Below are 12,105 nucleotides of genomic sequence, written 5' to 3'. Positions count from 1 at the left end.
CATCGCCCATCACGTCGTCGACACCGAGCGCGGCTCGGCGACCGTCCCGGGACTCCGAGATGGACGCGACGGCCCCCGGAGCGGTGGCCCTCGTCTGTTACTCGATAGCGGTCGAATCGACCCTTCCTATTGCCGTGAGGCGTCCACCCGGGACAGGATGACGAGGCGTGCGGGAAACCTCCTCGTAACCTGCGCGCTGCTGGTCTCTGTCACAAGGAAGTGGGAGTCAGTCATGAGCGACGCGTCGACGGCGCTGGGTGTGCGCCTCTACCCGGATCTGGTCGAGCGAGGTGGTCTGGCCCCCGCGCTCATCGAAACCGCTGCCCGACACGGGCTCGATCTCGGTCGGGTCACCGCCCCCGAGCAGGGGCGGAGCCGATTCACCTGCGCCGAGCTGCACTCTGGGCAGGGCGTGGTCTGTGTGAAGCTGGGATCGCAGGCCCGCTACTTCATGATCGACCTGCGGGTGTCCGGCGAGGTGCTGGCGCGCGGCGACGTGATGGACCTGTTGCAGGTCGCCACGGTGGCCGCTGCCTGGCAGTCGGGGCTGACGATCGCCGAGCTCACCGCCCAGTTCCCGTTCATGGAGGAGATCACGCACCGCCCGGCGCCGGTGGCCCAGGTCAGCTGACGCGCCCGCGCGTCCGGGTCAACACCGCAACCGCGGTGGCAGCGGCGCCTCGACGCCGACACCGCGGTCCAGGTATGTCGACTGGACGAAGTCGACGAAGCGTTCCGCATCGGTCGCGGTGGACGCCAGCCCGAACGAGACACGGACCGCGCCGCCCGTCGGCAGGCGCAGCTCGGCAAGGTACCTGTCGATCGTGTCGACCCGCGCCAACAGCCGCCGCCGCAGCGAGTCCCTGCTGATGCCGAACGCGCCCTCACCCGCGCCCGGGTTGCAGAAGCAGCCGGTCCGCAGGGCGAAGCCGGCCGCCGCCGACTCCCGCGCGACAAGCCGCTCGTCGACAAGCACGCCGTCCGGGTCGCGGAGGTTGAACGTCACCGTGCCGCCGCGGCCCGCGCCCGTCGTCGGGCCGTACACCTGCACCAGGGGTTGGCCGCTGGCGTGCCGCAGCGTGGTCAGCCGCGCCAGCAGCCACTCGGTGAGCAGGCCGACCCGGGCATGCACGAGGTCCACGCCGATCGAGTCCAGCCACCGCAGCCCGAACTCCACGTCCGGGATGCTCAGGAAGTTGAGCGTGCCGTCCTCGAACGCCGACTCGTCGTCCATCGACCGGTGCCAGTCACCCTGCACGCTTACCGCCCGGATCGTGCCCCCGGCGAACCACGGCCGGCGCAGCCGGGCCAGCGCGTCGCGGCGGGCCAGCAACGCGCCGACCCCGGTCGGGTAGCCGAAGAGCTTGTACCAGCTCAGACACACGAACTCCGGCCGGACGACGCTGAGGTCCAGCCGATTCGTCGGCGCGAAGCCGGCAGCGTCGAGCAGCACGTCGTAGCCGTGCTGGTGGGCCAGCTCCACCCAGCCCAGCGGGTGCTGCACGCCGGAGAAGTTGCTCTGCGCCGGATAGGCGAACAGCCCTCGACGCCCCCGACCCCAGCGCCCGCCACGGCTGGCGTCGAGCACCCTGGTCAGATCCGACTCCGCGACCCGCAGCTCCGGCCCGCTCAGCGGCACGTAGCGCACGGCTGCGCCGGCCGCCCGGGCGTACTCGCGGATGCCGTTCACCGAGTTGTGGTTGTCCCAGGTCAGCACGAGCGGCGCGGCGCGGCCGAAGGCGTACGCCTCGCCGACCAGTCGGCAGGCGCCGCTGGCGTTCGGGGTGAAGACGACCGCGTACTCGGACGGGTCCGCGCGGAAGAAGTCGAGCACCGCGCGTCGTGCCGACTCCACCAGGGAACCGGCCGCCGCGCTGCTCGGGTTCTCCGAGTGCGGGTTGCCGTACAGGCCGGCCAGCAGTCGGTCGTGATGCTCGCGTACCTGTGCCTGTGCCGCGACCCCGGCACCGGCGTAGTCGAGGTACACCTGCCCGGCGGTGTCCAGGTGCCGGTATTCGGTGGCGCGTAACTCGTCGATCCGGCCGGTGGCGGCGAAGCCCGGCAGCGCGGTGGGGGAGGCGTGCGGGATCGGCTCAGGAGGCACGACGGGAGTCCCGTCGGGCCAGCACCGCCCAGGCGGCACCGAGGAAGAGCACCGCGAAACCGCCGAGCACCAGCCAGTTCACCCAGACCGGCCGGGAGAAGCTGTCACCGTACGTGGCCAGCAGCGGCGGGCCGAGCGGGGAGCCGCCGTCGCGCCAGAGTCGTTCCACCCCGGCGGTGTGCCCCAGACCCTCGAACGCCCAGCGGTTCGACATCGCGAGGCTGAGCCACTGACCGCCGACCGCCATGGCCGGCACCGGCAGGATCGCACCGACGAAGAGCACCTGCGGAAAGCAGAGCATCGGCAGCATGAGCGTCGCCTGGGCCGCGTCGGAGACCGCCGCCGAGCACAGCAGGCCGAGGGTGAGCGCCGCCGCCGAGGAGAGCAGCAGGGTCGCGTACAGGGCCGCGAAGTCAGTGCCGTCGACCGGCGGCAGCCGGTCGATCCCGCGCAACACCCCGAGCAGGGCCAGGTCCACCAGGGCCAGCAGCGGTAGCAGCACCGCGACCTTGCCCAGCAGGTACGGCAGCAGCCGGACACCCGCCAGCCGCTCCCGGCGCAGGATCGCCAGCTCGGTGCAGATCTGCAGTAACCCGTAGGTCAGCCCGAAGAAGAAGCCGCCGAACGCGATCCAGAACAGGATCATCACGGTCACCGTCGGACTCGGCCGGGTGGGCTCGAACGCCCCGGGTCGGAACAGCAGCGCGAACATGCCGAGCACCATCAGCGGTGAGCCGAGCAGGATCGCCAGGGTCAGCCGATTGCGGACGACGATCTCCGCGTTGCGCGTGGTGAGGACGGCCCACTGGCGTAGTCGGCCGACCCGCCGGGGCGGCGTCGTGGCGATGTCACTGTCGTCGCCGGCGCGGTGCCGCCGCTCGGCGTCGGGGCGCTCGCCGTCGCGCTGCTCGGCGTCGTTCTGGGCGGCGAAGCGGTCGGGCCACTCGGCCGGGTGCGCCGCCTCGTCGAGCCGCAGGTGTACCTCGGCGAGGGACCGCAGGTCGAAGAACTCCCGCGCGGCGGCGGGTGTGCCGGTGAACGCCAGACGACCCTGTCGGGTCAACACGACGACCCGGTCGCAGCGGTCCACGTCGGTGATCTGGTGTGTGGTGAGCACGACAGTGGTCCCGGAGTCGGCGAGCGTACGCAGCACCCGGAGCAACTCCACGGCGATCGCCGGGTCCAAACCCGAGGTGGGCTCGTCGAGGAAGAACACGCCGGGCCGGGTGAGCAGCTCGACGGCGATGCTGGCGCGTTTGCGCTCACCACCGCTGAGCAGGCCCACCGGGGTGGCGGCCCGTTCGGTGAGGCGCAGTTCGGCGAGCACCTCCTCGACTCGGCGGGTGGCCTCGGTCGGCCCGGTGCCGGCTGCCAGGCGCAACCGGGCGGCGTGGCGCAGGGTGCGGGCCAGTGGCAGCTCGCGGTGGATGATGTCGTCCTGCGGGACGAGACCGATCGCGCCCGCCGGGGCGGCGCCGTCGTAGGTCACGGCGCCCGCCGTCGGTCGCCGGACCCCGGCCAGCAGCTCCAGCAGGCTGGTCTTGCCGGCGCCGCTGGCACCGATGATCGCGACCAGTTCGCCGGGCGCGATGGCCAGCGAGATGTCGGCGAGGATCGGGCGAGGACCGCGGACGCTCTGGCCCAGGGCGCTGGCGACGATGCCGACGCCGGCACGTGGCGGAGAGGTGGTCTGCTCGGTCGTCATGTCGGGTGCCCGATCCGGTCGGTGGTGGTCCGCCTGAACATCGTGCCCCGCCGATGTTACTGAGCGACCGCGCAGCGCGCCCGGAGTGGACGGTCAACGACAGCGGTCCGTTCAGCCGGTGGTGGTCCGCGCCTCCGCCGGGACCTGGAGGAGATCGAGGCAGTTGCGCCACAGCGTTTCCAGCTGGGTCGGATCGTTGAGCAACTTCGCGAACAGGACCCGCCCCTCGATCTGGGCGACGATCGATCGGGCGGCTTCCCGGCTGTCGACACCCGGGCCCGCCAGGCCGTTCTCCTTCGCCTCGACGACGACCTGCTCGATGAGGCTGATCTGCTCCTCGAAGATCTCCTGGAGCCGACCGCGGATCTCCTCGGCCTGGTTGCTGAGTTCGAGGGCGAGGTTGCCAAACAGGCAACCAGCAACGACTCCGGCCTTCTGCTGACCGACGCGCTGGATCTCCTCGGTGGCCTCGAACAGGTCCCGAAGCCGCTGTAGCGGGTCGCGCTCGCTGCCGAGCACCTCTTCCCACTGGCGGCGCTGGGTGACCCAGTGCTCGTCGATGACGGTGCGGGCGAGCGCCTGCTTGGACTCGAAGAAGTAGTAGAAGCTGCCCTTCGGCACTCCCGCCGCTGTGCAGATCTCGGCCACCCCGAGCGCCGTATAGCCGCGCTGCTCGATAAGCGCGGCGGCCGCGTCGAGGATCTTGTTCCGCGCGTCACTTGTGCGTCCCATGCTTTGACGATACACGACCGGTCGGCTAGCTTTTAGTAGACCAGTCGTCTAGTGAAGGTGGTTTCCTCATGAACAGCAGTCAGGGACAGAAGGTCGTCGTGATCACCGGGGCCTCCCAGGGCATCGGCGCCGACCTCGTGGACGCCTACCGCAAGCTCGGGTACGGCGTCGTGGCGACTTCACGCTCGATCGGCGCGTCCACCGACCCGGAGGTCGTCACGGTTCGGGGCGACATCGCCGAGGCCGACACCGCGGAGCGGGTGGTCCGTGCCGCCCTGGACCGGTTCGGGCGGATCGACACCCTGGTGAACAACGCCGGCATCTTCGTCGCCAAGCCGTTCACCGACTACACCGACGAGGAGTTCGACCTGGTCACCGGGGTCAACCTCGCCGGGTTCTTCCACCTCACCCGACGCGTCCTGCCGCACCTGGTGGCCGGGGGCGCGGGGCACATCGTCAGCATCACGACCAGCTTCGTCGACCAGCCCAGCTCGCACGTTCCGTCGGTGCTCGCCTCGCTGACCAAGGGCGGCCTCAGCTCGGCCACCAAGTCCCTGGCCATCGAGTACGCGGCTCGCGGCGTACGGGTCAACGCCGTCGCGCCCGGCATCATCAAGACCCCGATGCACCCGGTGGAGACGCACCAGACGCTCGCGGGCCTGCACCCGGTCGGCCGGATGGGCGAAACCAGCGATGTGGTCGACGCCGTTCTCTACCTGGAGTCCGCTCCCTTCGTCACCGGCGAGATCCTGCACGTCGACGGCGGCCAGAACGCCGGTCACTGACGCCACCCACCACCGCAGAAGGAGCAGACGATGCCGATCGTGACCATCCAGATCACCCGCGAGGGCAGCACCGCGGGCGCGTCCGCGGCGACCGCCGAGGAGAAGGCCGCCCTCATCAAGGGCGTGAGCGAGTTGCTGCGCGACGTCCTGAACAAGCCGCTGACGTCGACATTCGTGGTGATCGACGAGGTCGACACCGAGAACTGGGGTCGCGGCGGCCTCCCGGTGCAACAGTTCCGCCAACAGCAGGCGCCCGAGTAGGCCGGGGGCGTCCGCCGATGCGACGGGCAGGATCCGCACCTGCGGTGCGGGATCCTGCCCCGGCGGCGTCAGCGGGTGGCGGTCACCGTCCCGGCCGGGCCGCCGTCCCGGCTGGGGTCACCCTCCCGGTTGGGCCGCCGGTGCCTCGACGAAGAACTGCCGCAGGGCGTCGGCGACCAGGGTGGGTGCCGTCATGGTGACGAAGTGCGACTGGCCCGGCCAGACGACGTAGCGGGCTGCCGGAATCGTCCTGGCGAGAGTGTCCATCGTGGTGGGCATCGGCTCCCAAGTGTCCGCGCCCGCCAACAGGAGAGTCGGCACGGCGATCGCGGACCACCGCGCGATGTCGGTGCTGTCCTGCGCGAGGGCCTCGAGATCGTGCAGCCAGCCGATCGCCGAGCGGCGCGCCTCGACCGGGTCGGGCACCCGATCGGCCGCGCCGGCGGCGATCGCGGCGACGATCTCGGCCGGGACCCGCGTCACGTCGTTCAGAGCCGCTGCCATCGCGACGGCGTCGTCGCGCTCGAAGGCGGCACGGTACCGGTCGAGCAGCGGCGCGATCTCCGCCCCGGCCGCGAAGAGCGGTGGTTCGAAGATGGCCAGGGAGCGGACGTCGCGCGGATCGGCCAGGGCGGTGTGCAGCGCCAGCGTCGCTCCGTAGGACGCGCCGGCGAGATGGACCGGTCGGCTCGACGATTGGCGGGCCGCGTCGATGACGGCGAGCAGGTCGGCGGTCTCGTCCCGGAAGGATTTGGTGCCGGCCGGGACGTCACTGGGGCCGTAGCCGCGCCGCGCCGGCAGCCACACCTCGTGGTCGTCGGCGAGGTGCTCAGCCACGGTGGCCCAGGAGTGCAGCCCGCCACCCGAGCCGTGCACCAGGATGATGGGGTCCCCGACGCCCAGGCGTCGCACCACCAGGCGGGTGCCGTCGGCCGACTCGACCGACTGGTCACGACTGTTCACTGCTGCTCCCGTTCATGGGTTGGCCAGTTACTCAGGGTGGTGTGGACCGCGTCGAGGATCGAGTGCCAGGACGCGTCGACGGCGCGGGGATGCCCGAAACCGTCGACGACTTCGAGACTCGCGAAGCCGTGCAGGGTGCTGCGGACGAATCGCATCGCGTCGGTGAGCGCCGGCTCGTCGAGCCCGTAGCCGCGCAGCATCGCGTAGCTCAGCTCGATCAGGCGCAGATGCCCGGCCGAACTCGTGCCGACCTCGGGCGGAAGCGGGAGCTGCGTAGCGGCGTACTGCCCCGGGTGCGCCACGGCGAACGCGCGCCAGGCGTCGGCGAACCCGACGAGAGCCCGGTGGCCCGCCCGCCCGGCCACGGCGATCGCGAGCTGGTCGGCGAACGCGGCCGCCGCCCGGACCGCGACGTGCTCGATCAGGGCGTCCCGACTGCGGACGTGCACGTAGAGCGCGGCGTCCGAGACGCCGAAGTGCCGGGCGACGGCCGCGACGGTCAGCCGGGACAGACCGACCACGTCCGCCAGTTCGGCCGCGGCGGCGGAAACGCGCGCGCTGGTCAGACCCTGCCGTGGCATCGCGAACCTTTGTCTCGCTAGGAAGAAACTTAGGACTCCTAAGATAGCACCGGGTCCGCGTGGTTCCACCTGCCCCGGCCATGAACGGCCCGGTCGGGGGAAGACCGGCTCTTTCGCCGCCGAACAGGAGACCCGGGATGCGCGCCGTCGTCTACGCCGACGTCCGGACCGTCGCGGTGCGGGAGGTGCCCGACGCGACGCTGGAGGCGGAGACCGACGCATGCGTACCCGTGCCCGGTGAGCCGGGTACGGGTACGCGCCGGAGCTGTACCGCCGCTTCGACCGCCGGGAGGACGGGGTGATCAAGGCGGTGTTGCGCCAGAGTTGACCCGTCGGCACCGGGGGAGCGGGCGGGCAGACGGTCCCCGATCCGCCCTTAAGGGACGTTAAGGCGTGGATCCGTCTCCTGGTGGCGGGCGTGACGGGACGATCACCGTCGATCCGACCCCCCGATGGAGGCGTGGGTCACACCGTCGGCCGAGGGTCGCCGGGCCGCGCCGGGTGGGGTGCCGGCGTCGCGGCCCGATCACGATCATTCGATGGTGGCCGGCGCGCGTTGCGACGCCCTCTTTCGGCCCGACGAGGATCGTGGCTGGTGGCGGGCCTGTTGGGGATGATGGGAGCCGATCGCGGCGTTGTCTTCGTTTGACAACGTTGCCACCGGCAGGCGAAGGTGCCGGGAGGGGCTGCGGAGGCGGCTGTGACGGGCGAAAAGAGTGCTTCGTCGATATTGCCGGATTGTTACATTTTCAACAGTCCCTCGCCTTGCGGATGGCCCTTCGGCCGCAATACGTTGCCGTCAACAACAAAACCAAGTGAAGGTTCAACCTTCCGGAGGCAACCGATGACGTTGGCGAGGTGGTACGAGCGATGAGCAACGTGCCGACCCTCCTTGAGATGCGCTCCATCACCAAGGAGTTCCCCGGAGTCAAGGCCCTCTCCGACGTCAACCTCGTGGTTCGCGCCGGTGAGATCCATGCCATCTGCGGCGAGAACGGTGCGGGCAAGTCCACGCTGATGAAGGTCCTCAGCGGGGTCTACCCGTACGGCAGCTATGACGGCCAGATCGTCTACCAGGGGTCGGAGAGCAAGTTCTCCGACATCCGGGCCAGCGAGAACGCCGGAATCGTGATCATCCACCAGGAGCTCGCGCTCATTCCGGGCATGTCGATCGCCGAGAACATCTTCCTCGGCAACGAACCGCGCAAGCGGGGCGCGATCGACTGGAAGGCCGCGAACCGGATGGCGCTGGACCTGATGGCCCGGGTCGGTCTCCAAGAGGACCCGGACACCTTGATCAAGGACATCGGTGTCGGCAAGCAGCAGCTCGTGGAGATCGCCAAGGCGTTCGCCAAGGACGTGAAGCTGCTCATCCTGGACGAGCCGACGGCCGCGCTGAACGAGGCGGACTCCCGGCACCTGCTGGACCTGCTGCGCGGCTTCCGCTCCCGCGGCATCACCTCGATCATGATCTCGCACAAGCTGAACGAGATCGAGGCGATCGCCGACCAGATCACCATCCTGCGCGACGGCCGGACCGTGGAGACCCTCGACGTCAAGGCGGACGGGGTCGACGAGGACCGGATCGTGCGGGGCATGGTCGGCCGTGAGCTGAGCAGTCGGTTCCCGGACCACACCCCGAAGATCGGTGACGTCTTCTTCGAGGTGCGCGACTGGAACGTCCGGCACCCGATCTCCGCCGACCGGCAGGTCTGCAAGAACGAGAGCTTCGTGGTGCGCCGCGGCGAGATCGTCGGCTTCGCCGGTCTGATGGGCGCGGGCCGCACGGAACTCGCGATGAGTGTCTTCGGCCGCTCCTACGGGGTGTTCGAGTCGGGCACGATCATCAAGGACGGCAAGGAGATCGTCCTGAAGTCGGTCGCGGACGCGATCGACAACGGGCTCGCGTACGTCAGCGAGGACCGCAAGGCGATCGGCCTCAACCTGCTCGACGACATCAAGACGTCGACGGTGGCCGCCAAGCTGTCCAAGATCTCCCACCGCGGCGTCCTCAGCCAGGTCGAGGAGTACCAGGCGGCCGAGGCGTACCGCAAGGAGTTGCGGACCAAGGCCCCGACTGTCGACGAGAGCGTCTCGAAGCTCTCCGGCGGCAACCAGCAGAAGGTCGTCCTGGCGAAGTGGATGTTCACCGACCCGGACCTGCTGATCCTCGACGAGCCGACGCGCGGCATCGACGTCGGCGCCAAGTACGAGATCTACGGCATCATCCAGCGGCTCGCCGACCAGGGGAAGGGCGTCATCGTCATCTCCTCGGAGCTCCCTGAGTTGATCGGGCTCTGCGACCGCATCTACACCGTGTTCGAAGGCGCCATCACGGGCGAGATCGCTCGGGCCGACGCCACCCCGGAAAACCTCATGAAGCAGATGACCTCGACGAAGAAGTTGGCCTCCCGATGAGCCGTATCAAGGACCTTCAGAAGAATCTGTTTGGAGGTACGACCTCCAACGCGCGCCAGTTCGGGATGATCTTCACTCTGGTGGCGATCGTCCTGATCTTCCAGATCTGGACCAACGGGCTGACGCTGCGCTCGGACAACCTGATCGCGCTGTTCCAGCAGAACTCGTACATCCTGATCCTGGCCATCGGCATGCTCATGGTGATCGTCGCCGGGCACATCGACCTGTCGGTCGGCTCGGTCGCGGCCTTCACCGGCATCCTGGTCGCCAAGTCGATGACCGAGTGGGACCTGCCGTGGCCCGCCGCCATCGTGTTCGGTCTCGCCATCGGCGCGGTGATCGGCGCCTGGCAGGGGTTCTGGGTGGCCTACATCGGGGTGCCGGCGTTCATCGTCACCCTGGCCGGCATGCTGCTGTTCCGGGGCGGCAACCAGTTCATCGGCAACGCGCAGAGCATCCCGGTGCCGGAGGGCTTCCGGGACATCGGCTCCGGGTTCCTGCCCGAGTTCGGCCCGAACACCGGCTACAACAACGCGACGCTGCTGCTCGGCCTGGCCGCCGCGGTGGCCGTGGTGTGGCGCGAGCTTCGGGCCCGTAACACCCGGCGGGCCATGGACGCCGACCCGGCGCCCATGTGGGTCTCGATCCTGCGGCTGGCCATCATGGTCGGGGTCATCGCCTTCGCCACCCTGCGCTTCGCCAGCGGTCGCGTCGGCACCAGCTTCCCGATCTCCGGCATCATCCTGCTGGTCCTGGTGATCGCGTACTCCTTCTACACCCGCAACACGGCCGGTGGCCGGCACATCTACGCGGTGGGTGGCAACTCCCGGGCGGCCGAACTGTCCGGCGTGAAGCTCAAGCGGGTCAACTTCTTCGTCATGATGAACATGTCCGTCCTGGCCGCGCTGGCCGGCATGATCTTCGTGGCCCGTTCGGCGGCCTCCGGCCCGCAGGACGGCAACGGCTGGGAGTTGGACGCCATCGCCGCGGTCTTCATCGGTGGCGCGGCCGTCGCCGGCGGTATCGGCACCATCAGCGGGTCGATCGTCGGTGGTCTCGTCATGGCCGTGCTCAACAACGGCCTCCAGCTCGAAGGTGTGGGCACCGACAAGGTCCAGATCATCAAGGGCCTGGTCCTGCTGCTGGCCGTCGCGGTCGACGTCTACAACAAGAGCCAGGGGCGCTTCTCCATCATCGGGAGCCTGATGCGGCCGTTCCGCCGCGACGACTCCGCCTCACCGCCGGACGCGGAGCGCGAGCCCGCCAAGGCAGCGGTGTCCGGCTGACGGCCACCGACCCCTCACCACCCTGTTCCACATCCAGAAAGGCAAGTCCTCACCATGCGTAAATTCTTCGGCACGTCGGTGGTCGCCATCAGCGCCGCCGCCATGCTGGCCCTCGCTGGCTGCGGCTCCGGCCGTGACGGCGACTCCGACGCCAAGGGCGGCGACGCCAAGGGCTTCGCGGCCAACTCGCTGATCGGCGTGGCCCTCCCGGCCAAGACCTCCGAGAACTGGGTCCTCGCCGGTGACCTGTTCACCAACGGCCTCAAGGAGGCCGGCTTCCAGGGTGACGTGCAGTACGCCGGCGCGTCGACCACTGTCGCCGACCAGCAGGCCCAGATCACCGCCATGGTGACCAAGGGCGCCAAGGTCATCGTCATCGGCGCGACCGACGCCGCGCAGCTGTCGACCCAGGTCGCGGCGGCCCACCAGGCCGGCGTGAAGGTCATCGCGTACGACCGGCTCATCAAGAACACGCCGGACCTCGACTACTACGTCGCGTTCGACAACTTCAAGGTCGGCCAGCTCCAGGGCCAGGCCCTGCTGGACGGCATGAAGGCCAAGAAGCCGAACGGCCCGTACAACATCGAGCTGTTCTCCGGCTCGCCGGACGACAACAACGCCGGTGTCTTCTTCGACGGCGCGATGAGCGTGCTCAAGCCGGAGATCGACAAGGGCACCGTGGTCGTGGCCTCCGGTCAGAAGGAGGTCAAGCAGACCGCCATCCAGGGCTGGAAGGCCGAGGGTGCGCAGGCCCGCATGGACCAGCTGCTGACCTCGACCTACGGCAGCAAGGAGCTGGACGGCGTCCTCTCCCCGAACGACACGCTGGCCCGCGCCATCCTGACCTCGGTCAAGGGCGCTGGCAAGCCGACCCCGATCGTCACCGGCCAGGACTCCGAGGTCGAGTCGGTCAAGTCGATCGTCAAGGGTGAGCAGTACATGACGATCAACAAGGACACCCGCAACCTGGTGAAGGAGACCATCAACATGGTCAAGGCTCTCCAGGCCGGTGACGCCCCGCAGGTGAACGACACCAAGTCCTACAACAACGGCAGCAAGGTCGTCGACACGTACCTGCTCCCGCCGGTCGCCGTCACCAAGGCGAACGCCGCGGAGGCGTACGCCACCGACCCGAAGCTCGCGCCGCTCACCAAGTAATCACCGCACGGTAGGCAGCAACGCCGATGGGTCCCGGGTCTCCTCTACCGGGACCCATCGTCGTCCTCACGCCCCCGCGCCAACCGGCTTCGACCCGGAAGGAGGTCTGACC

Annotated in this window: 11 protein-coding genes; 6 read left to right on the top strand and 5 right to left on the bottom strand. The window is 69.4% G+C overall.

What is annotated here, in order from left to right:
* The first annotated feature begins 232 nt into the window (after window positions 1-232).
* Window positions 233-631, top strand: coding sequence for a hypothetical protein (locus ACLQ29_RS10765; protein ID WP_425771465.1), 399 nt, complete (start codon window positions 233-235; stop codon window positions 629-631).
* Between the two features lie 18 nt (window positions 632-649).
* Here ACLQ29_RS10765 and ACLQ29_RS10760 read toward each other — a convergent pair whose 3' ends face one another.
* The 3 genes from ACLQ29_RS10760 to ACLQ29_RS10750 form a co-directional block, all read right to left on the bottom strand.
* The gene (locus ACLQ29_RS10760) at window positions 650-2,104 is read right to left on the bottom strand and encodes an aminotransferase class V-fold PLP-dependent enzyme (protein WP_425771464.1); all 1,455 of its coding nucleotides are present in this window, start codon (window positions 2,102-2,104) and stop codon (window positions 650-652) included.
* Window positions 2,094-3,809, bottom strand: coding sequence for an ATP-binding cassette domain-containing protein (locus ACLQ29_RS10755; RefSeq protein ID WP_425771463.1), 1,716 nt, complete (start codon window positions 3,807-3,809; stop codon window positions 2,094-2,096). Before ACLQ29_RS10755 ends, ACLQ29_RS10760 begins: the two co-directional genes overlap by 11 nt.
* Before the next feature lie 111 nt (window positions 3,810-3,920).
* The gene (locus tag ACLQ29_RS10750; RefSeq protein ID WP_425771462.1) at window positions 3,921-4,541 is read right to left on the bottom strand and encodes a TetR family transcriptional regulator C-terminal domain-containing protein; all 621 of its coding nucleotides are present in this window, start codon (window positions 4,539-4,541) and stop codon (window positions 3,921-3,923) included.
* A gap of 68 nt (window positions 4,542-4,609) precedes the next feature.
* Here ACLQ29_RS10750 and ACLQ29_RS10745 point away from each other — a divergent pair, with 68 nt between their 5' ends.
* Both ACLQ29_RS10745 and ACLQ29_RS10740 read left to right on the top strand, forming a co-directional pair.
* Window positions 4,610-5,326 (top strand): SDR family NAD(P)-dependent oxidoreductase, encoded by a 717-nt coding sequence (locus ACLQ29_RS10745; RefSeq protein ID WP_425771461.1) that lies wholly within the window; start codon window positions 4,610-4,612, stop codon window positions 5,324-5,326.
* Between the two features lie 30 nt (window positions 5,327-5,356).
* Window positions 5,357-5,587 carry a tautomerase family protein gene (locus ACLQ29_RS10740; RefSeq protein WP_425771460.1) on the top strand — a complete coding sequence of 77 codons (231 nt, stop codon included), beginning with the start codon at window positions 5,357-5,359 and terminating at the stop codon, window positions 5,585-5,587.
* A gap of 117 nt (window positions 5,588-5,704) precedes the next feature.
* On the opposite strand, the gene ACLQ29_RS10735 is transcribed toward ACLQ29_RS10740, so the two are convergent.
* A complete protein-coding gene (locus ACLQ29_RS10735) occupies window positions 5,705-6,550 on the bottom strand; it encodes an alpha/beta fold hydrolase (RefSeq protein ID WP_425771459.1) in 846 nt (281 codons plus the stop codon).
* On the bottom strand, window positions 6,547-7,131 hold the full coding sequence (locus tag ACLQ29_RS10730) for a TetR/AcrR family transcriptional regulator (RefSeq protein ID WP_425771458.1): 585 nt from the start codon (window positions 7,129-7,131) through the stop codon (window positions 6,547-6,549). The genes ACLQ29_RS10735 and ACLQ29_RS10730 overlap by 4 nt, the downstream gene beginning before the upstream one ends.
* Window positions 7,132-8,001: 870 nt before the next feature.
* On the opposite strand from ACLQ29_RS10730, the gene mmsA reads away from it, so the two are divergent.
* Genes mmsA through ACLQ29_RS10715 form a run of 3 tightly spaced genes read left to right on the top strand, consistent with a single transcriptional unit; the run spans window position 8,002 to window position 11,993 of the window.
* Window positions 8,002-9,549, top strand: coding sequence for a multiple monosaccharide ABC transporter ATP-binding protein (gene mmsA, locus ACLQ29_RS10725; RefSeq protein ID WP_425771457.1), 1,548 nt, complete (start codon window positions 8,002-8,004; stop codon window positions 9,547-9,549).
* A complete protein-coding gene (mmsB, locus tag ACLQ29_RS10720; RefSeq protein WP_425771456.1) occupies window positions 9,546-10,835 on the top strand; it encodes a multiple monosaccharide ABC transporter permease in 1,290 nt (429 codons plus the stop codon). The genes mmsA and mmsB overlap by 4 nt, the downstream gene beginning before the upstream one ends.
* 54 nt (window positions 10,836-10,889) lie before the next feature.
* On the top strand, window positions 10,890-11,993 hold the full coding sequence (locus ACLQ29_RS10715; protein ID WP_425771455.1) for a substrate-binding domain-containing protein: 1,104 nt from the start codon (window positions 10,890-10,892) through the stop codon (window positions 11,991-11,993).
* The last annotated feature ends 112 nt before the right edge of the window (window positions 11,994-12,105 follow it).

Origin of the sequence: Micromonospora sp. DT228, from assembly GCF_049841595.1 — a bacterium.
Lineage (GTDB): Bacteria > Actinomycetota > Actinomycetes > Mycobacteriales > Micromonosporaceae > Micromonospora.
This window is presented reverse-complemented; position numbering and strand designations above follow the sequence as displayed.